Here is a 21453-nt window from a genome sequence, read left to right as displayed (position 1 = left end):
CATGGGCGGAGGCATTTGTCGGCACGGGAACGGGAATTACCGGAGCATTTATGCGGTGGGCCGTGGGGGCAATACTGGGAATCAGCCTGAACGCGATGGCCGCACAGCCGCCGCTGCGTTTTGCCATGGCCGACAGCTGGGCGATGCCGCTGGTGCAATACGAACGTGGCCGACCGACCCAGGGCATTCTTTACGACATGATGCTCAGCCTCGCGACCCAGGTCGGCGTACCGGCAGAATTTCACGTCCTGCCCCGCACCCGGGTGCAGAACGCCATGGAACACGGTGAAGTCGACGTGCGCTGTTACGCCGCACAATCCTGGCTGCCGAACCAGTCCGGCGATTACATCTGGAGCATTCCGCTTTTTTCCAGCGCGACCTGCTGATCAGCCACCAGGATCAACCCTCCAGCGTCGATCCGGCCCACCTGCCCCGCCAGTCGATCGGCACCGTGCTCGGCTACAGCTACCCCACGCTGCAACCGCTGTTCGACGCCGACCGGTTATGGCGCGAAGACGCACGCAATCAGGAACAGGTACTGGACAAACTCCTGGCCGGTCGCTACCGCTACGCCGTGAGCAATCAATGGACCCTGGACTGGTTCAACCAGCGCCTGCTGCCGGGGCAACAACTGCAAGGGGTGGCTGTGTTGCAGGAGCAGCAGGTCGGCTGTTACGTGAGCAACGATCCGAAAGTGCCGGTGCAGAGGATATTACGGACGCTGCTGCAGATGAAAATGTCGGGGGAGATTGATGACATTATCCGGTTGTATACCGGTACCCCCGAAAGCGCCCCATGAGCTTTTGAATCGCTCGATCAATGCCCCGCCGTATCACGGAATTTCTGGTACTCGTGATACTCGACCCAAGCAACCACATCGTACGGAACGTAGAGCTTCAGCCTGGCGCGGGAGATGGCGATGTACACGGCGCAGATCCGTTGATCGAACGCGTAGGCATCCTTGAATTTCTCGTTGGTCAGCAGCCCCGGCGTCAGCAGCACCTTGTCAAATTCCATGCCTCCCGCCTCTTCCGCCAGCATCAGCATGCAGCCGTTTCCAGTGCTGTCGATCATTCGGTTCAGACGCGTCAGGTCGGCGATCATGAAGCCGTTTTCCAGCTTGGCCCTGACCTGCAGAAACGACTCGTCGAACCGGTTGGCGTCGCACACCGCTTGCCAGTCAGGCAGGTCGCTGAAGTACGGATGCACGCCGTTTTCGCTGAATTCGGAACGGTAGAAATCCGGCTTGAACAACTCGATTGCCGTGGCCATGAAATGCTTCAGATCATCCTGGGTGCGCTTGTCCGGGAATCTGAACTTGCAGTTGGAATCGTGCAGGTGGATGGCCCAGATCATGGTGTCCCACGGCGATGCCGTCAGCACCACGCAACCTTCGGAAGGCACGAAGCCTTCCGGGTACTCCTTGATGACGACGTCGGCGTCACTGGCGCCTTCGAACGGAATTTTGCCCTTCTGCGAGTGCCGGGCGATCAGCGGGTTGACCAGCCGTTCGACGTTGCGGCCCGAGCGCACGGAATAGCTGATATCACTTTGGCGAACCTCACGGTGGCGCTTGACCGGCACGCCGCTGGCCTGTTGATACTCGTCGCCGAGGGTGATCAGCACCTGGCGGCCGCGTTCGATGATCTGCAACAGCGAGCCGGGAATGTCCTGGCTCTCGTCGATCAGCACGTGCGTGTAGCGCGCCGGCACCACGCAACCGGCAATGCACGCGCGCTTGATCATCAGCAGCGCTTCGAAACCGGTCTGGCTGCCCCACGCCGGATTGAGCTCGAGGTAGCCCCACAGCCGGCTCGAATACTCCAGCAACACTTGCGCGTCCACGCTGGAGAGCGGCTGGTTGAAATGCGGCAGATGCTTCGCGGAAAAGGTGTGATCTCGGAAGCGGCAGTAGCGTTCGATCACCTTCAGGCAAAGTTCAAGGGTCGCCTGCCCGTCGTGGTGGCGAAAACCGTAGATGTTCAGTTCCTGCGCCAGCGCCTGCCGGCTCGGGATTCGCGTCCCCTCCGCCTGAGGCCTGCGACCGAGCATCAGCGACTGGGCAAACGCCAGGAAGGTCTTGCCGGCCTTTTTCTCGCCCGGCCCCACCATGCGCTGGCGAAGCACTTCCAGCTTGGCCGGGGTGCGCGCCAGCAACAGGGTCTTTTCCGGCCGCAGGTGTTCCAGCAACGCTACCAATAAATGGCTTTTGCCGATCCCCGCGTAACCTTGAACGTGGAGGTCTTCGTCCAGGTTGGCGCGGAAGGTCCTGACCAGTTTGTCCTGTGCCGGGCTCAACCAGCGCTCGCGCTGCCGGGGCGTCACGATCGGCTGACTGAACGGGTCATGGCTGCGATGGCGCCGGACTTTGTATTCGAAATCCCACTGACCATCGGGCAATAAATAGTCGCGTGCGGACACTTCTTCGGCCAGTAGAAAACGCAGGTTCAGCGGTTGGAGGACCTTGAGGCCGAAATACAGTTTGCGCGGGTCGAACAGTCGCTGTGCTTCCGACAGCAGGCCCGCCGTCGTTGACTGTCGCTTTTCGGCAGCCCAGGACAAGAGCTTGGCCAGAATCTTTTCTGCCGCCACGGCACCGAGATCCTGCTCTGTCGTCTGCACCAGATTCTGGATGACCAGCACTGCCGCCAACTCCGGATCGGTCAGGGCTTCGAGGGCTTTGGTGCCACTCGCCTGCAACAGGTTTGCGCAGGTTTCATCCGTGACGGGCAAGAACACGGGGCTGGATAGATCGGAATGTTCCGGGAGCATAAAACCTCGCGGCCAGGGCACAAACCTACTTGGTCGATCCTGGCCAGACTCTTCATTTATTTCGGTGGCTGCGAGTATGCGGGATTGGAGAGCAAATGATTACCCCGTGTCGGCGCCCGCGCGAGCAGGGGTTTGGGAACGAACCGCCAAATCGCAGGCATAAAAAAACCGCAGTGGGCGAAACCCATGCAGTTCGGCGTTGATTCGTTCGATGTTCGTTAAGGTGGTAACCCTACCAGCCACACCCCGGCACACAATGTTCCCGCTGTGGCTGCTGCCTTCCGGCTCTGACCAGGTTCACGGGTAATCGTTGCGGGGGGACCGATAGGGTCACCATAACGACGCTCACCTGTCGGCGAGCCGCGCCATTGTACCTATCTGAGACGAAGTTACAACCGCTGGTTGTAGATAAAAAATATGAAGGGCTTCAAGCACTTGCTATTGCGCCTGAAGCACCTCGTCCGCGCGACCGCCCTCTTGCTGGATCACCAGATGAATGAAGTGCAGCTTGGCGATTGCCGCCGGCGGCAACACGAACGGATAGAAATCCGGCTGGCCCATGCTGCGCGACAGCTCATTGAGCATGCCGGCCAGTTCGATCCACGCGTTGACGAAGGACAGGAACGCCGCGCCGCCGGGATGTTCGGGGTCGTACAACGTGCTCGACGGAAACGGCTGGTAATCGAGGTCCATCTCCCGGGCGCTCATGCCGAAACCCAGCGCAGTGTCCACCGCATCCATCATGTGCAGGTAATGGGCCCAGGTTTCCGCCCAGTCTTCCCACGGGTGCATGGTGGCGTAGGCGCTGACGTAATGCTGCGACCAGTCCGCCGGCGCACCCTGTTGATAGTGCCGCTCCAGCGCCTCGGCATAACTGGCGCGTTCGTCGCCGAACAGGTTGCGGAACGAACCGAGCCACGGGCCGTTGGCGATCAGTCGATCCCAGTAGTAATGCCCGACCTCATGGCGAAAATGCCCGAGCAATGTGCGATAGGGTTCATGCATCTGCGCCCGGACCTGTTCGCGGTGGGCGTCGTCGGCTTCTGCGATGTCGAGGGTGATCAGGCCGTTGGCGTGGCCGGTCATTGGTGCATTACCTTCCAGATCGACGCCGATGAAATCGAAGGCTAGGCCGGTGTCTTCATCGACCGTTTTCGGGACGACCGGCAGACCAAGGCTGATCAGTTGCGCCACCAGTCGCCGCTTGGCGATTTCCACCTTGCGCCAGCGTTCGGAGTTTTCCGGGAGGGACAGATCGGGAATGGTGCGATTCAGATCGCAGGCCGCGCACAGGGTGTCGTGATCGTTGGCGGGCAGCAGCCAGTTGCAGGCCGCCGGGGTATCGAGATTGGCACAACGCCGGAACAGGCCGGCCTCGGGGGCGGCATCCAGCGTCCAGGTGCCCTCTTGCGGCCCCGGTTGCAGCGAGGTCAGCCGACTGTGCTCCGGTTGATAACCCAACGCCGCATTGCAGGCCAGGCACTGACTGTTGCGAAAGAACAGCGACTGGCCGCAGCGGCACGGCCAGACTTTGCTGTTGCGCGAGGATTCGCACATGAACGGCGCGACGATGCGGGAACTCAACTGCTCGAAAAAGCGGTACATGGCGATCTCTCCCTGGGGCTTGCCAAGACTAGATCATTCCCGCGAGTCGATCGTTCCCGCGTGTTGCGTCAGGCGGAAATGCCGTGTCCTTTCAGGAACGCGATAAACGCCTCTTCGTCCATGACCTTCACGCCCAGCTCGTTAGCCTTGGTCAGCTTCGACCCGGCGCCCGGCCCCGCGACCACGCAGTGGGTCTTGGCCGACACGGAGCCGGCGACCTTGGCGCCGAGGCTTTCCAGGTGTTCCTTGGCGACGTCGCGACTCATCAGCTCGACCTTGCCGGTCAGTACCCAGGTTTCTCCGGCCAGCGGCAGGCCTTCGACGACTTTCTTTTCGCTCTGCCAGTGCATGCCGAAATCGCGCAGTTGCTTCTCGGCACTTTCCGCCAATTGCCGATGCTCGGGCAGTTCGAAAAACTCACGCACCGAGTTCGCCTGCTTCTCCGGCAATGCCTGGCGCATGTCCAGCCAGTCAGCGTTCATCACCCCTTCCAGCGTTTCGAACTTGTCTGCCAGTTTCTGCGCCCCGCCCGGCCCCACCGAAGGAATGTGCATCTTGTCGAGGAAGCCACCCAACGTGGTGCTGGCGGCAAACTCTGCGCCCAGTTCGCCCTGATCCTGAATCTGCAAACCATGGCCCAGCAATTCGGTAATCACCTGCTGGTTGTGCGCATCTTCAAAGAAGCTGTGGATTTCATGCGCCACTTCCAGGCCGATGTCCGGCAGGTACGTCAGCACTTGCGGCAAGGCTTGCTTGACGCGCTCCAGCGACCCCAGCGAGCGGGCCAGCACCTTGGCGGTCTCTTCGCCGACATCCGGGATGCCCAACGCGTAGATGAAGCGCGCCAGGCCCGGTTTCTTGCTGTCTTCGATGGCGGCCAGCAGCTTGTTGCTCGACACCTCGGCAAAGCCTTCCAGGTCGACGATGTCGTCGAACTTCAGCGCGTAGAGATCGGCTGGCGAACTGACCAGGCCTTCGTCCACCAACTGCTCGACGCTCTTGTCACCGAGGCCTTCGATATCCATCGCCCGACGGGAAACGAAGTGAATGATCGCCTGCTTGAGCTGCGCACCGCAGGCCAGTCGGCCGACGCAGCGATACACCGCGCCCTCGCTGATGGTTTCCTTGCCCTTGCTGCGCTTGACCAGTTGCGTGCGCTCGACGTGGGAGCCGCAGACCGGGCAGCTCTCGGGGATCTGCACCGGCCGCGCATCTTCCGGGCGACGATCGATGACCACTTGCACCACTTGCGGGATCACGTCACCGGCGCGACGAATGATCACCGTGTCGCCGATCATCAGGCCCAGCCGCGCGACTTCGTCCATGTTGTGCAGTGTGGCGTTGGCCACGGTGACGCCGGCAACCTTCACTGGTTTCAAGCGCGCCACCGGTGTGACGGCGCCGGTACGGCCGACCTGGAATTCCACGTCGAGCAGTTCGGTGAGTTCTTCCATGGCCGGGAATTTGTGGGCGATGGCCCAGCGCGGTTCGCGGGCGCGGAAGCCCAGTTCGCGCTGGTCGGCAATGCTGTTGACCTTGAACACCACGCCGTCGATTTCATAGGCCAGCGAGTTGCGGCGCTCACCGATATCGCGGTAGTAATCCAGGCATTCGCCAATGCCTTTGGCCAGTTTCAGTTCATGGCTGATCGGCATGCCCCAGGCTTGCAGTTGCTTGAGATTGCCGATGTGTGTGTCGGAGATGTCGTGGGACACCTGGCCGATGCCGTAGCAGCAGAATTCCAGCGGGCGGTTGGCGGTGATCTTCGAATCCAGCTGACGCAAGCTGCCGGCCGCCGCGTTGCGCGGGTTGGCGAAGGTCTTGCCGCCGACCTCCAGTTGCGAAGCGTTGAGGCGTTCGAAACCGGCCTTGGACATGAACACTTCGCCGCGCACTTCCAGGGTCGCCGGCCAGCCTTCGCCGTGCAGCTTCAGCGGGATGTTGCGCACCGTGCGCACGTTGACGCTGATGTCTTCGCCGGTGGTGCCGTCGCCGCGCGTGGCGCCGCGCACCAGCACGCCGTCCTGATACAGCAGGCTGACCGCCAGGCCATCGAGTTTCGGCTCGCAACTGTATTCCACCGCCGCGCCACCACCGAACAGATCACCGGCCGGCAGGTCCAGACCTTCGGTCACCCGGCGGTCGAACTCGCGCATGTCGGTTTCTTCGAAGGCGTTGCCGAGGCTGAGCATCGGTACTTCGTGACGCACCTGAGTGAATGCGGTCAGCGCCACGCTGCCGACGCGCTGGGTCGGCGAGTCGCTGGTGATCAGTTCCGGGTTGGCCGCTTCCAGCGCCTTGAGCTCGTGGAACAACCGGTCGTACTCGGCATCCGGAATGCTCGGCTCATCGAGGACGTGGTAACGGTAGTTGTGCTGATCGAGTTCAGCGCGCAGCTCTAGAATGCGGTCTTTGGCGGCAGTCATGGGTGTTCTCTCATAAAGCAAAAGAGCAGCCGAGGCTGCTCAATCTATTTTGCCGATTGCCCCTTTATTGCGAGGCAACCTTTTCAATCAACGCTTCTGGGTCAGGGCGCGACGTTCGAATTCGACGATGCGCTGACGGTAGTGCTCGATGGTCTGCGCGGTCAGGACGCTGCGCTGGTCATCTTTCAACTCGCCGTTCAGTTCCTGGGACAGCTTGCGGGCTGCCGCGACCATCACGTCGAAGGCCTGCTTCGGATGACGCGGACCCGGCAGGCCAAGGAAGAAGCTCACTGCCGGGGTGCTGAAATGGTCGATGTCGTCCAGATCAAAGATGCCCGGCTTGACCGCGTTGGCCATGGAGAACAGCACTTCGCCGTTGCCGGCCATGCTTTCGTGACGGTGGAAAATGTCCATCTCGCCGAAACGCAGACCGCTTTCCAGAATGTTCTGCAGCAGTGCCGGGCCCTTGAAGCCGGCCGGATCGCGGCAGATCACGCTGATCACCAGTACTTCTTCGGCTTGCGGCTGATCCTTGTCGGCAACGGTCGGCGACGACTTGGCGACCGGCTCGATGAAGTCATCGTCACGGCTGCTGAAGCTCGGGCCGCCGTCCAGGTCCAGATCGAGGTTCAGGTCACCTTGCGCCGGACCGTTGTTGCCACGCTTGCCGCGCTTGGAACCGGATTCGCGAGGCTCGCGTGGTTCGCGGGCCGGCATGCTCACCGATGGCAGATCATGTTCGTCCAGTTGCGGCTCTTTATGGGTATCCAGCACGCGGGCCGGGCCCAACAGCTCGGCGCTGGTGTCCTCGTCCGGCAGGTTGGACAGACTTCGGTCAAGACGGAATTTCAGTTTTCCCTTGCCGCCGCGCATACGGCGCCAGCCATCGAAAAGAATACCGGCTATCACAATGATGCCGATGACGATCAGCCACTCGCGCAGACCGATTTCCATGTAATCCCGTGCCTCTATAAAAAATGCTGAAAAATAAGGGGTTTACACTGTGCAAACCGCTTTAAAACGTGGCGCCAACTCTATGTTCTGACAGGCGTTTTGCCCACGTATACGAAAAATTGACATTAAACTAGCACGACCAAAGACAACTTTACACCGTCTGTCTCATTGGCTTGCGCGATTATGTCGATTGGCCAGCAAGTCGAAGCCGGTAAATATGTCCTACAGACTGCAAATACCTTTTCCGACAGCGCCGGCTCAGGCATCCACCATCGCCATCGCCTCCTCGACATCCACGGCTACCAGTCGCGAACATCCCGGCTCGTGCATCGTCACGCCCATCAACTGCTCGGCCATTTCCATGGCGATCTTGTTGTGGGTGATATAGATGAACTGCACGGTCTGCGACATCTCTTTGACCAAGCGTGCGTAGCGTCCAACGTTAGCGTCATCCAGTGGCGCGTCAACCTCATCGAGCATGCAGAACGGCGCCGGATTCAACTTGAAGATCGCAAAAACCAGTGCCAGTGCGGTCAGGGCTTTTTCGCCGCCGGACAGCAAATGGATGGTGCTGTTCTTCTTTCCGGGCGGCTGCGCCATGATCGTCACCCCTGTATCGAGTAGATCTTCGCCCGTCAGTTCCAAATACGCGCGTCCTCCACCGAAAACTTTCGGGAAAAGCGCCTGTAAACCGCCATTGATCTGATCAAAGGTATCTTTGAAACGGTTACGGGTTTCCTTGTCGATCTTGCGGATGACGTTTTCCAGCGTCTCCAGGGCTTCCACCAGATCGGCGTCCTGGGCATCCAGATAACGTTTACGCTCGGATTGTTGCGTGTATTCGTCGATCGCCGCGAGGTTGATCGCGCCCAGGCGCTGAATACGTGCGGCGATGCGTTCCAGTTCTTCTTCGGCCTCCTTCTCGCTGGCCTCGGCGTTCAAGGTATCGAGCACGCCGTGCAAATCGTAGCCGTCTTCCAGCAGTTGATCCTGCAGGGCCTTGCGGCGCACGGTCAGGGCCTGCCATTCCATGCGTTGCTGTTCGAGCTGGCCACGGATCAATTGCGATTGCTGCTCGGCCTGGGTCCGGCGCTTTTCCGCGTCGCGCAGTTCGCGGTCGGCGTCTTCCAGGGCGATTTGAGCAGTCTTGAGTTCGTCGTCGACGCTCATGCGCTTGTCGAGCAACTCTTCAAGTTTGAGGCGCAGCTCTTCCAGCGGCGCCTCGCCCTCCTCCAGATTCAGGCTGAGCTGTTCACGTTTTTCAGTGAGGCGCTCGGCCTGCATTTCCAGACGCTCAAGGGCCTGGCGGGTCGAATCGTGTTGTGCGCGCAGCGAGCCAAGACGCACGGCCAATTGATGGGCGTGGTCCTTGTGCTGACGAGCCTCCTGACGCACGCGGTCGAGGCGTTCGCGCAGGCTGTCGCGCTGGGCCAGCAGCAACTCGCGCTGCTCGGTGTCGAGGGCCATGGCGTCGAGGGCGTCCTGTAACTGGATCCGCGCTTCGCCGATGTTTTCGTGTTCCAGTTCGCGCTGCTCGGCGAGCTCGACCAGTTCTTCGTCGAGACGAGTACGACGCAGCGTCAACTGCTCGGCCTTGGCTTTGCCGGCGGACAGTTGAGCTTTCAATTCACCTTGCTGACGAGCTTCGTCCTGCAGCAAACGACGCAGATGTTCGCGACCGTTTTCCTGCTGACGCTGTTGCGCGCGCAGGGTTTGCAGACGGGTTTCCATGGCTTCGACCGTGGCTTCGCGCTCTTCGCGTTCCGCATGCAACGATTCGATTTCCTGGCCGCGCGCAAGCATGCCGCTTTCGGCTTCGCTGGCGCGGCGTACCCGCAGGAAGTGCCGACCGACCCAGTAACCGTCGCGACTGATCAGGCTCTGGCCGGCAGCCAATTGGCCGCGCAAAGCCAGTGCCTGCTCAAGGCTGTCGACCGGATTGACCTGACCCAGCCATGGCGACAGATCCACCTGTGCCTCGACCTTGTCCAGCAGGCTGCCGGCCACGCGCACGCCGTCATTGCCGGGGCTGAGCAAACGCAGATCGCCCTGGGCAAAACCGGACAAATCGAAACCAGCGAAATCATCCACCAACACCGCTTGCAGGTCGGCACCGAGCACGGTTTCCACCGCCAGCTCCCAACCGGCCTCGACCTTCAGGCCTTCGGCCAGACGCGGGCGTTCGGCGAGGTTGTGTTCCTTCAGCCATTCGGCGGTGCCGGTGCCCGGATCGAGCGCGGCCTGCTGCAAGGCTTCAAGCGATGCGAGGCGACCGTTGAGCCGCTGCAAATCACCCTGCGCCTGTTGCTGTGCGGTCAGCGCTTGCTGCAATTCCTGGCGCAGTTGCTCGAGTTTTTCGACCTGGGCTTCTTCACTGGTCTGCAGATCTTCAAGGGTGGCTTCGGACTCGGCGAGCTGCTCGCTGAGTTCCATGATCGCCGCGTCTTCCGGATCGGCCGAGAGCAGCGCGCGCTCTTCGCCCAGACGTTTTTGCCGATCCGCCAGACGCTCCATGCTGGTTTCCAGCTGCTGGATGCGCGACTGCTGCACTTCGGCCTGACGGCGCGGTTCGGCGGCGGTCAGGTTGAAGGCGTCCCACTGCTCCTGCCAACCGTGCATGACGGTTTCGGAATCTTCCAGCGCTGCGGCGGCTTCTTCGGCGGCGGCGTTGGTGATTTCCTGCTCGGGGGTCAGTTGATCGAGCTCTTCGCCGAGGGTCAGCAGCAAGGTGCGGTCGTGGCCCAAATGCGATTCGGTTTCGAGGCGCGCACGCTCGGCTTCTTTCAGGTCGTCCTGCAATTGGCGCAAGCGCTGTTGGCCGTGCTGGATGCTCTGCTCGACCCGGGCGATGTCGCCGCCGACCGAATAGAAGCGCCCTTGCACCAGATTGAAGCGCTCGGACAGGTCATGGTGACCGTCGCGCAGGCGTTCAATGGCAGCGTCGGCGTTGCGTTGCTCGGCGACCAGCGCTTCGAAGCTGATTTCCTGGTTACCGATGATCGATTCGCGCTGGCCGACCTGATCGTTCAGATCCTGCCAGCGCAGGGCCGACAGTTGCGCCTTGAGCTGACGCTCTTCGGCCTTGAATTCCTGATACTTCCTCGCGGCCTCGGCCTGGCGGTGCAAGCGTTCGAGCTGACGTTCGAGCTCTTCGCGCAGGTCGGTCAGACGGGCAAGGTTTTCGTGGGTGCGGCGGATGCGGTTTTCGGTCTCGCGCCGGCGCTCCTTGTACTTGGAAATACCCGCGGCTTCTTCGATGAAGTTACGCAGATCTTCCGGTTTGGACTCGATCAGCTTGGAGATCATCCCCTGCTCGATGATCGAGTAGCTGCGCGGGCCGAGGCCGGTGCCGAGGAAGATGTCGGTGATGTCGCGACGACGGCATTTGGCGCCGTTGAGGTAATAAGTGGTCTGGCTGTCGCGGGTCACTTTGCGGCGGATCGAAATTTCCGCGTACGCCGCCCACTCGCCCAGCAGCGTGCCGTCGGAGTTGTCGAACACCAGCTCGATGCTCGCCTGGCTCACCGGTTTGCGGCTGGTCGAGCCGTTGAAGATGACGTCGGTCATCGACTCGCCGCGCAGGTTCTTCGCCGAGCTTTCGCCCATCACCCAGCGTACGGCGTCGATGATGTTCGACTTGCCGCAACCGTTCGGCCCGACGACCGCCGCCATGTTGCTGGGGAAGTTCACCGTGGTCGGGTCGACGAAGGATTTGAACCCCGCCAGCTTGATGCACTTGAGGCGCAAGGTCAGGCAACCGTCAGGGCGGACACCACCAGATCGCAGCTGCGCTGGGCGTAAGCCGTCAGCACGATGCGGATCTGCGGCAGGTCACGGGCGAGGACGGCGGCCAGCAAGCGCTCGAACAGTTCGAGGAACTCGCTCATTTCGGCCTTGCGCTGTTCCAGCGCGAGGAAGTACGCACGGCTCATGGCCGGTTGCAGGTTTTCGACGGTTTCCTGCAGGTACGGGTTGTTGGCGAACGGGTACGCGGCGCGCATCACGTTGAAGCTGTCGTCGACGAAGGTGCGGATGTCCTGACGCTCGTAGCTGGCGGTCAGGCGCTGCTGGATCTGCACGAACGGCGCCATGTCGGACTGGACTTGCCAGCCATTGGCCACTGCGTTGCCGAGCAGGATGTACAGCTCGCTCATCAACGTGCACAGGCTTTGCACCTTGTGCGCCGTCAGCTCAGTGACGTGGGCGCCGCGGCGCGGCAGGATCGCGATCAGATGACGGCGCTCGAGGATCAGCAAGGCTTCGCGGACCGAGCCGCGGCTGACGTTCAGCGCCAGCGTGACCTTCTGTTCCTGGATACGCTCTCCCGGCTTCATTTCGCCGCGAATGATCCGTTCGGCGAGGTGGTGAGCGATTTGCTCGGCGAGGCTGTCCGGCGCCTTGAACGTCATGGTTGTCCTTCAAACTCTTCGATCTGCACAAGCGGCGCAGTGTAGCGCAATGCGCGTTCATGGCGGAGTGCCCGCACAGCGGTTTTTGGCACGAATCCCGCAAAAAAGCGCTTGATCCAATGAGGGTCAATACTGAAGAGACACGTTGCAAAGCGACAAAACGGCTTTTCCTGACCTTTAAGTCAGAAAACCATTGACCGAAAAGTCAGACCTGCTAAATTCGGCTCAAGTCGCTTAACAACAATAATGAGTCTGCGAGGCCTTCCGTGATCCAGTTTTTACTCAACCAGGAACTCCGTAGCGAGCACGCCCTGGACCCGAACCTGACTGTGCTCAACTACCTGCGTGAACACGTGGGCAAATCCGGCACCAAAGAAGGCTGCGCCAGCGGTGACTGCGGCGCGTGCACGGTGGTGGTCGGCGAGTTGCAGACGGATGACGACGGCCGCGAGCACATTCGCTATCGCAGCCTCAACTCGTGCCTGACGTTCGTTTCGTCGCTGCACGGCAAACAACTCATCAGCGTCGAAGACCTCAAGCACCAGGGCGAACTGCACAGCGTGCAGAAAGCCATGGTCGAGTGCCATGGCTCCCAGTGCGGCTTCTGCACCCCAGGGTTCGTGATGTCGCTGTTCGCCCTGCAAAAGAACAGCGATGCACCGGACCATGCCAAGGCCCACGAAGCACTGGCCGGCAACCTTTGCCGCTGCACCGGCTACCGGCCGATCCTGGCCGCCGCCGAACAATCCTGCTGCGGCAAGCAGCCGGACCAGTTCGACGCCCGTGAAGCGGAAACCATCGCCCGCCTCAAAGCCATTGCCCCAACATCGATCGGCGAACTCAACAGCGGCGACAAACGCTGCCTGGTGCCGCTGACCGTGGCCGATCTGGCTGATCTCTACGACGCTTATCCACAGGCCCGGTTGCTGGCCGGCGGCACCGATCTGGCGCTGGAAGTCACCCAGTTCCACCGCACCCTGCCGGTGATGATCTACGTCGGCAACGTCGCCGAAATGAAGCGCATCGAGCACTTCGAAGACCGCATCGAAATCGGCGCCGCCACCGCCCTCTCCGACTGCTACGAAGCGCTGAATGCCGAGTACCCGGACTTCGGCGAACTGCTGCACCGCTTCGCCTCGCTGCAAATCCGCAACCAGGGCACCCTGGGCGGCAACATCGGCAACGCCTCGCCGATCGGTGACTCGCCACCGCTGCTGATCGCCCTCGGCGCGCAGATCGTGCTGTGCAAGGGCGAGACCCGCCGTACGCTGAACCTGGAAGATTACTTCATCGATTACCGGGTCACCGCGCGTCAGGAAAGCGAGTTCATCGAGAAAATCATCGTCCCTCGCGCCACAGCCGAGCAGCGCTTCCGCGCCTACAAAGTCTCCAAGCGTCTGGACGATGACATTTCTGCCGTCTGCGCCGCGTTCAACCTGCGCGTCGAAAACGGTGTGATCACCGACGCCCGCGTCGCCTTCGGCGGCATGGCCGCGATCCCGAAACGCGCCGCTCATTGCGAAGCCGTGCTGCTCGGTCAGCCGTTCAACAATGCGGTGGTGGAACGCGCCTGCACCGCACTGGGCGAGGATTTCACCCCGCTCTCGGACTTCCGCGCCAGCAAGGAATACCGCCTGCTCAGCGCGCAGAACCTGCTGCGCAAATACTTCATCGAACTGCAAACACCGCACATCGAGACTCGGGTGACCGCTTATGTCTAACCATCACGGCGTAGAGAAAACTCAAGCTGAACTGGCTGAACTGTTCGCCAAAGACCTGACCACCGGTGTCGGCCGCAGCGTCAAGCACGACAGCGCCGCCAAGCATGTGTCCGGTGAAGCGCAGTACATCGATGACCGCCTGGAATTTCCCAACCAGTTGCACGTTTACGCACGGCTGTCGGATCGCGCCCACGCAAAAATCATCAGCATCGACACCAAGCCCTGCTACGCCTTCGAAGGCGTGCGCATCGCCATCACCCACGAAGACGTGCCGGGCCTGAAAGACATCGGCCCGCTGCTGCCGGGCGATCCGCTGCTGGCCATCGATGACGTGCAGTTCGTCGGTCAGCCGGTGCTGGCCGTGGCCGCCAAGGATCTGGAAACCGCACGCAAGGCCGCCATGGCCGCGATCATCGAATACGAAGATCTGGAACCGGTGCTGGACGTGGTCGAAGCCCTGCGCAAACGCCACTTCGTGCTCGACAGCCACACCCATCAGCGTGGCGATTCGGCCAACGCTCTGGCCACGGCCGAGCATCGTATTCAGGGCACGCTGCACATCGGCGGTCAGGAGCACTTTTATCTGGAGACGCAGATCTCCTCGGTAATGCCGACCGAAGACGGCGGCATGATCGTCTACTGCTCGACCCAGAACCCCACCGAAGTGCAGAAGCTGGTGGCCGAAGTCCTCGACGTTTCGATGAACAAAATCGTCGTCGACATGCGCCGCATGGGCGGTGGTTTCGGCGGCAAGGAAACCCAGGCCGCGAGCCCGGCCTGCCTGTGCGCCGTGGTCGCACACCTCACCGGCCAGCCGACCAAGATGCGCCTGCCACGGGTCGAAGACATGCTGATGACCGGCAAGCGCCACCCGTTCTACGTCGAGTACGACGTCGGCTTCGACAGCACCGGCCGCCTGCACGGGATCGCCATGGATCTGGCCGGTAACTGCGGCTGCTCGCCTGACCTCTCGGCCTCGATCGTTGACCGGGCGATGTTCCACTCGGACAACTCGTACTACCTCGGCGATGCGACCATCAACGGTCACCGCTGCAAGACCAACACCGCGTCGAACACTGCGTACCGTGGTTTCGGCGGCCCGCAGGGGATGGTCGCGATCGAAGAAGTGATGGATGCCATCGCCCGTCACCTGAACCTCGATCCGCTGGCCGTGCGCAAGGCCAACTACTACGGCAAGACCGAGCGCAACGTCACTCATTACTACCAGACCGTCGAGCACAACATGCTCGAAGAGATGACCGCCGAACTGGAAGAAAGCAGCCAGTACGCCGAGCGCCGCGAAGCGATCCGTCGCTACAACGCCAACAGCCCGATCCTGAAAAAAGGCCTGGCGCTGACCCCGGTGAAGTTCGGTATTTCCTTCACCGCCAGCTTCCTCAACCAGGCAGGCGCCCTGGTGCACGTCTACACCGACGGCAGCATCCACTTGAACCACGGCGGTACGGAAATGGGTCAGGGTCTGAACACCAAAGTCGCGCAGGTCGTGGCCGAAGTGTTCCAGGTGGAAATGGACCGCGTGCAGATCACCGCGACCAACACCGACAAGGTGCCAAACACCTCGCCGACGGCGGCGTCCAGCGGTGCCGACCTCAACGGCAAAGCTGCACAGAATGCCGCCGAGATCATCAAGCAGCGCCTCGTCGAGTTCGCTGCGCGGCATTACAAGGTCAGCGAAGAAGACGTGGAATTCCACAACGGCCACGTCCGTGTGCGCGACCACATCATGACCTTCGAAGCGCTGATTCAATTGGCGTATTTCAATCAGGTGTCGCTGTCGAGCACCGGGTTCTACAAGACCCCGAAAATCTACTACGACCGCAGCCAGGCCCGTGGTCGTCCGTTCTACTACTTCGCCTTCGGCGCGGCGTGCTGCGAAGTGATCGTCGACACCCTGACCGGCGAGTACAAGATGCTGCGTACCGACATCCTCCACGACGTCGGCGCCTCGCTGAACCCGGCCATCGACATCGGTCAGGTCGAGGGCGGTTTCGTCCAGGGCATGGGCTGGCTGACCATGGAAGAGCTGGTGTGGAACAACAAGGGCAAGCTGATGACCAACGGCCCGGCCAGCTACAAGATCCCGGCCGTGGCGGACATGCCGCTGGACCTGCGGGTGAAGCTGGTGGAAAACCGCAAGAACCCGGAAGACACCGTATTCCACTCCAAGGCTGTGGGTGAGCCGCCGTTCATGCTCGGCATCGCCGCGTGGTGTGCGATCAAGGATGCGGTGGCCAGCCTGGGCGACTACAAGCATCAGCCGAAAATCGACGCGCCGGCGACCCCGGAGCGGGTGTTGTGGGGTTGCGAGCAGATGCGTCAGCTCAAGGCGGTGAAGGCCGTCGAAGCTGAAACCGAGTTGGCTCCGCTCTAGGAACGAGGCGCGGCCATCGCGGGCAAGCCCGCTCCCACAGGGTTTTGTGGTGAATACCCGAAATGCGTTACACCGCAAATCCTGTGGGAGCGGGCTTGCCAGCGATGGGGCCCGAACAGACAACGAAGATGTCGAGGTGAACATGTACAACTGGATCGACGCCCTCGCCGACCTGCAGAACCAGGGCGAACCCTGCGTTCTGGTGACGATCATCGAAGAGCTCGGCTCGACGCCGCGCAATGCCGGCTCGAAAATGGTCGTCAGCGCCCGCCAGACATTCGACACCATCGGTGGCGGGCACCTGGAATACAAAGCCATGCAGATCGCCCGCGAAATGCTCGCCAGCGGCAGGCAGGACACTCACCTCGAGCGCTTCAGCCTCGGCGCCAGCCTCGGCCAGTGCTGCGGCGGCGCCACGGTATTGCTGTTCGAGCCGATGGGCCAGGTACAGGCGCAAATCGCCGTGTTCGGCGCCGGTCATGTGGGCCGCGCCTTGGTGCCGCTGCTCGCCAGCCTGCCCTGCCGGGTGCGCTGGATCGATTCCCGGGAAGAGGAATTTCCCGAACAGATTCCCCACGGCGTGCGTAAAATCGTCGCCGAAGAGCCTGTGGATGAAATCGACGACTTGCCCGCCGGCAGCTACTGCATCGTCATGACCCACAACCATCAGCTGGATCTGGAACTCACCGCCGCGATCCTCAAGCGCAACGACTTCACCTGGTTCGGCCTGATCGGTTCGAAGACCAAACGGGCCAAGTTCGAACATCGCCTGCGTGACCGTGGTTTCGACGCCAGTGTCGTGCAACGCATGCGCTGCCCGATGGGCATCAGCGAAGTCAAAGGCAAGTTGCCTGTGGAAATCGCCATCTCCATCGCCGGCGAAATCATCGCCACCTATAACGCCAATTTCGGCCAGCACACCGCCAGCGCCGAACCGATTGCCAAACTGCTGCCGGTTTCGCGCCGCAGTCAGGCCGCCACACTCAAAGCCTCAAACTGATTAGAGAACCCTCATGCCTCTGACTCGCAAAGCCTACCGCGCCGCCATCCTGCACAGCATCGCCGACCCTGCCGAGGTCGGCATCGAAGCCTCCTACGAGTATTTCGAAGACGGCCTGCTGGTGGTCGATGGCGGCAAGATCAGCGCCCTCGGCCACGCCAGCGAATTGCTGCCGACCCTGCCGGCGGACATCGAGATCACACATCACAAGGATTCGCTGATCACCGCGGGTTTCATCGACACCCACATCCACCTGCCACAGACCGGCATGGTCGGCGCCTACGGCGAGCAATTGCTGGACTGGCTCAACACTTACACTTTCCCGTGCGAAAGCCAGTTCGGCGACAAGGCCCACGCCGATGAAGTGGCGGACATTTTCATCAAGGAACTGCTACGCAACGGCACCACCACCGCGCTGGTGTTCGGCAGCGTGCACCCGCAGTCGGTGAACTCGTTCTTCGAAGCGGCCGAGAAGCTTGATCTGCGGATGATCGCCGGCAAGGTGATGATGGACCGCAATGCCCCGGACTACCTGACCGACACTGCTGAATCCAGCTACGTCGACAGCAAGGCGCTGATCGAGCGCTGGCACGGCAAGGGTCGTCTGCACTATGCGGTCACCCCACGCTTCGCCCCGACCAGCACCCCGGAACAACTGACCCTCGCCGGCCAGTTGCTGACCGAATACCCGGATCTGTACATGCAGACCCACATCAGCGAAAACCTCAAGGAAATCGAGTGGGTCAAGGAGCTGTTCCCGGAGCGCAAGGGTTACCTCGACGTCTACGATCACTACCAGTTGCTCGGCGAGCGCTCGGTGTTCGCCCACGGCGTGCACCTGTGCGACGACGAATGTGCGCGTCTGGCGGAAACCGGTTCGGCGATTTCGTTCTGCCCGACCTCGAACTTCTTCCTCGGCAGCGGCCTGTTCAACCTGCCGATGGCCGAGAAGCACAAACTGAACGTCGGCCTCGGCACTGACGTGGGCGGCGGCACCAGTTTCTCGCTGCTGCAGACCCTGAACGAAGCCTACAAAGTGATGCAGCTTCAAGGTGCGCGCCTGAGCCCGTTCAAGTCGCTGTACCTCGCTACTCTCGGCGGTGCGCGGGCGCTGCGCCTGGAAGACAAGATCGGCAACCTGCAACCGGGCTCCGACGCCGACTTCCTGGTGCTGGATTACAACGCCACGCCGCTGCTGAGCTACCGCCTGAAGCAGTCCAACAACATTGCCGAAACGTTGTTCGTGCTGATGACCCTGGGCGATGACCGCACCGTGGCCCAGACCTACGCGGCGGGTGCGCTGGTGCACCAGCGCTAGTTTTCCGCAGACAAAAAAATCCCCCGGCGGTGTTCACCCCGGGGGATTTTTATTGCCTGTCGAATTGCTATCGCTGGCAAGCCAGCTCCCACAGGGTTTTATGGTGTTCACCAGAATTGCGCCACGCCGCGAATCCTGTGGGAGCTGGCTTGCCAGCGATTGGGGCCAACTCGGTCTGACTTAGAGCTTGGCCGCCGGCCGCCCCGGCTTCTTGGTCTGCAACAGATGCGAGAACACTGCATGCAGATCGTCGGACGCGCTTTCCTCGTCGAGGTTGAGCTTGCTGTCGATGTGATCCATGTGATGCATCATCAGGTCCACCGCCAGCTCGCCGTTGCGCGCTTCGATGGCGTCGATCAACTGGGTGTGTTCGTCGTAGGAACAGTGCGACCGGTTGCCGCTTTCATATTGCGCAATGATCAGCGAAGTCTGCGAAACCAGGCTGCGCTGGAAGCTGATCAACGGCGCGTTCTTCGCCGCTTCGGCCAGTTTCAGGTGGAATTCGCCGGAGAGACGGATGCCGGCGCCGCGATCGCCACGGGAGAAACTGTCGCGTTCGTCGTTGACCATCTGCCGCAGCTCGGCGATCTGCTCGGCGGTGGCGTGCTGCACCGCCAGCTCGGTGATCGCGCGCTCCACCAGACGCCGGGCGAGGAACACCTGACGCGCCTCTTCGACGCTCGGGCTCGCCACCACCGCGCCACGGTTCGGCCGCAACAGCACCACACCTTCATGGGCCAGACGCGAGAGCGCGCGGCGAATGATGGTGCGGCTGACCCCGAAAATTTCCCCCAGCGCTTCTTCGCTCAACTTTGTACCGGGCGCCAGGCGCTGTTCGAGGATGGCCTCGAAGATATGCGCATAGACAATATCGTCCTGGGTTCCGCTGCGGCCGGCTTTGCCTGCTCGCGGTTGTTTCTTGAGGGGTTGCAACTGTTCGTTCATGGGCACTCGAGTCGGGAAGAGCGGCGGCGAATTGACCGTGACTGTAATACGGCACAGTGGGTCGCTGGCAAGTATCGCGTAAAAAACAGCGCGATTGTACACAATGGAAGGTGGCAACACGACTGTACGGCTATTTGTGACTTCGGCTGTATTGCAACGCATCGTTACGTTTGAGTTTAGGCTTAAACCCGAAATCCGTGGCTTGAACAAGGAACGCCGCTGTCATGAACGAAATCACCCACACCCGACTGCGCCCCTTCGCGGACACATCGCCCTCCGCCATCGTCGCCGGATTCATCGCGATGATGACCGGTTACACCAGTTCGCTGGTACTGATGTTCCAGGCCGGGCAAGCTGCGGGCCTGACCAGCGGGCAGATTTCCTCGTGGATCTGGGCGATTTCCATCGGCATGGCGGTGTGTTCGATCGGCCTGTCGCTGCGCTATCGCACACCGATCACCATTGCCTGGTCGACCCCCGGCGCAGCGCTGCTGATCACCAGCCTTGGCGGCGTTACCTACGGCGAAGCCATCGGCGCCTACATTACCTGCGCGTTGCTGGTGACGATCTGCGGTTTGACCGGCAGCTTCGAACGCCTGGTGAAAAAGATCCCGGCATCGCTGGCGGCCGCGCTGCTGGCGGGGATTCTGTTCAAGATCGGCAGCGAAATCTTCGTCGCCGCGCAGCACCGCACCGGGCTGGTACTGGGGATGTTCTTCACTTATCTGCTGGTCAAACGCCTGACGCCGCGTTATGCGGTACTCGCCGCGCTGCTGATCGGCACCGCGCTTTCGGGCTTCATGGGGCTGCTGGATTTCAGCGGTTTTCACCTGGAAGTGGCGACGCCGGTCTGGACCACGCCGCATTTTTCTCTCGCGGCAACCATCAGCATCGGCATTCCGCTGTTTGTCGTAGCGATGACCTCGCAGAACATGCCTGGCGTCGCCGTGTTGCGCGCCGATGGCTACAACGTCCCGGCTTCGCCGGTGATCACCACCACAGGCATTGCCTCGCTGCTTTTGGCGCCGTTCGGTTCCCATGGCATCAACCTCGCAGCGATCAGCGCCGCGATCTGCACCGGCCCCCACGCCCATGAGGATCGCAACAAACGCTACACCGCCGCCGTGTGGTGCGGGATCTTCTACGGGATTGCCGGGGTGTTCGGCGCCACGCTGGCGGCGCTGTTTGCCGCGCTGCCCAAGGAGCTGGTGCTGTCGATTGCCGCGCTGGCGCTGTTTGGTTCGATCATCAACGGCTTGAGCATCGCCATGACCGAGGTGAAGGAACGGGAAGCGGCGCTGATCACCTTCATGGTCACGGCGTCGGGGCTGACGCTGTTTTCCATCGGCTCGGCGTTCTGGGGGATTGTTGCGGGGGTGCTGACCTTGCTGATCCTCAACTGGCGCAAGGCATGATTCGTTAAAAAGCAGGCATAAAAAAACGGCGACCCTCAGGTCGCCGTTTTTTTCAGTATCACTTGGCCGCGTTGATCGGCTTTTCCGGATACCAGACGTCCAGCAGCGGGCTGATTTCAGTGGTGGTCAGCTCGGAGCGGGTTTTCAGCCAGGCTTCAACGGCAGCGCGCTGTTCTTCGGACACCGAGCCACGCTTCTGCAGGCAAACCAGACCGAAGTCTTCGCCGCCGACATAGCCCAGACCGTTGGCTTCCATGGCTTCTTTGATGAATGCTTCGAGGAAAGCGTCAATGGCTTCTTCGGACAGGTCTTCTTTGAAGCCCAGGTTCAGTTCGAAACCCAGCTCTTGAAATTCATCGACGCACAGTTTTTTGCGCAGACGCTGGGAACGGTTAGTCGCCATTGGAACAATCCTCTTAAGTAATAACGGCCGGCACTTTACCAGTTTAAGGCGGCGATTGCCCGCCTATCCGGGACGTGCGTACGACCGCCCGTA

13 protein-coding genes, 1 other RNA gene and 1 pseudogene are annotated in these 21453 nt (G+C 61.3%); 6 read left to right on the top strand and 9 right to left on the bottom strand.

The features are described 5' to 3' along the window. The first annotated feature begins 50 nt into the window (after nt 1-50). A pseudogene (locus tag IF189_RS09375) lies at nt 51-799 on the top strand (substrate-binding periplasmic protein). A 17-nt stretch (nt 800-816) separates the two neighbouring features. Here the strand turns inward: IF189_RS09375 and IF189_RS09370 are convergent. The 7 genes from IF189_RS09370 to IF189_RS09340 all read right to left on the bottom strand — a co-directional run bounded on the left by IF189_RS09370 (nt 817) and on the right by IF189_RS09340 (nt 12166). Next, nucleotides 817-2772 carry a hypothetical protein gene (locus tag IF189_RS09370; protein WP_192553158.1) on the bottom strand — a complete coding sequence of 652 codons (1956 nt, stop codon included), beginning with the start codon at nt 2770-2772 and terminating at the stop codon, nt 817-819. Between the two features lie 230 nt (nt 2773-3002). After that, nucleotides 3003-3099, bottom strand: an RNA gene (ffs, locus tag IF189_RS09365) — signal recognition particle sRNA small type. A gap of 111 nt (nt 3100-3210) precedes the next feature. Next, entirely contained in the window at nt 3211-4377 is a 1167-nt protein-coding gene (locus IF189_RS09360) for a putative zinc-binding metallopeptidase (protein WP_192553157.1), read from the bottom strand. Between the two features lie 68 nt (nt 4378-4445). Then, a complete protein-coding gene (ligA, locus tag IF189_RS09355) occupies nt 4446-6803 on the bottom strand; it encodes an NAD-dependent DNA ligase LigA (RefSeq protein WP_134826015.1) in 2358 nt (785 codons plus the stop codon). A gap of 87 nt (nt 6804-6890) precedes the next feature. Next, on the bottom strand, nt 6891-7757 hold the full coding sequence (gene zipA / locus IF189_RS09350; RefSeq protein WP_192553156.1) for a cell division protein ZipA: 867 nt from the start codon (nt 7755-7757) through the stop codon (nt 6891-6893). A gap of 258 nt (nt 7758-8015) precedes the next feature. Beyond that, nucleotides 8016-11504: a chromosome segregation protein SMC gene (gene smc / locus IF189_RS09345; protein WP_192553155.1), complete on the bottom strand. Its 3489-nt coding sequence runs from the start codon at nt 11502-11504 to the stop codon at nt 8016-8018. A gap of 2 nt (nt 11505-11506) precedes the next feature. Beyond that, nucleotides 11507-12166 carry a GntR family transcriptional regulator gene (locus tag IF189_RS09340; protein ID WP_007952019.1) on the bottom strand — a complete coding sequence of 220 codons (660 nt, stop codon included), beginning with the start codon at nt 12164-12166 and terminating at the stop codon, nt 11507-11509. 266 nt (nt 12167-12432) lie between these two features. On the opposite strand from IF189_RS09340, the gene xdhA reads away from it, so the two are divergent. The 4 genes from xdhA to guaD all read left to right on the top strand — a co-directional run bounded on the left by xdhA (nt 12433) and on the right by guaD (nt 18597). Continuing rightward, on the top strand, nt 12433-13887 hold the full coding sequence (gene xdhA, locus IF189_RS09335; protein WP_085711921.1) for a xanthine dehydrogenase small subunit: 1455 nt from the start codon (nt 12433-12435) through the stop codon (nt 13885-13887). Continuing rightward, nucleotides 13880-16279: a xanthine dehydrogenase molybdopterin binding subunit gene (xdhB, locus tag IF189_RS09330; RefSeq protein ID WP_134826011.1), complete on the top strand. Its 2400-nt coding sequence runs from the start codon at nt 13880-13882 to the stop codon at nt 16277-16279. Before xdhA ends, xdhB begins: the two co-directional genes overlap by 8 nt. Nucleotides 16280-16421: 142 nt before the next feature. After that, entirely contained in the window at nt 16422-17279 is an 858-nt protein-coding gene (gene xdhC / locus IF189_RS09325; RefSeq protein ID WP_134826010.1) for a xanthine dehydrogenase accessory protein XdhC, read from the top strand. A gap of 13 nt (nt 17280-17292) precedes the next feature. Then, complete coding sequence (gene guaD / locus IF189_RS09320; protein WP_134826009.1) at nt 17293-18597, top strand: guanine deaminase; 1305 nt, start codon at nt 17293-17295, stop codon at nt 18595-18597. 180 nt (nt 18598-18777) lie between these two features. On the opposite strand, the gene IF189_RS09315 is transcribed toward guaD, so the two are convergent. Continuing rightward, complete coding sequence (locus IF189_RS09315) at nt 18778-19542, bottom strand: GntR family transcriptional regulator (protein ID WP_064378756.1); 765 nt, start codon at nt 19540-19542, stop codon at nt 18778-18780. Between the two features lie 224 nt (nt 19543-19766). Here IF189_RS09315 and IF189_RS09310 point away from each other — a divergent pair, with 224 nt between their 5' ends. Beyond that, nucleotides 19767-20957 (top strand): benzoate/H(+) symporter BenE family transporter, encoded by a 1191-nt coding sequence (locus IF189_RS09310; protein WP_134826008.1) that lies wholly within the window; start codon nt 19767-19769, stop codon nt 20955-20957. Between the two features lie 58 nt (nt 20958-21015). On the opposite strand, the gene IF189_RS09305 is transcribed toward IF189_RS09310, so the two are convergent. Continuing rightward, complete coding sequence (locus IF189_RS09305) at nt 21016-21360, bottom strand: YggL family protein (RefSeq protein ID WP_085711916.1); 345 nt, start codon at nt 21358-21360, stop codon at nt 21016-21018. Between the last annotated feature and the right edge of the window lie 93 nt (nt 21361-21453).

This window comes from Pseudomonas sp. IzPS59 (assembly GCF_014863505.1).
Classification (GTDB): Bacteria; Pseudomonadota; Gammaproteobacteria; order Pseudomonadales; family Pseudomonadaceae; genus Aquipseudomonas; species Aquipseudomonas kribbensis.
The sequence above is the reverse complement of the archived record's forward strand: the minus strand, read 5'-3'. Positions and strand labels throughout refer to the sequence as shown.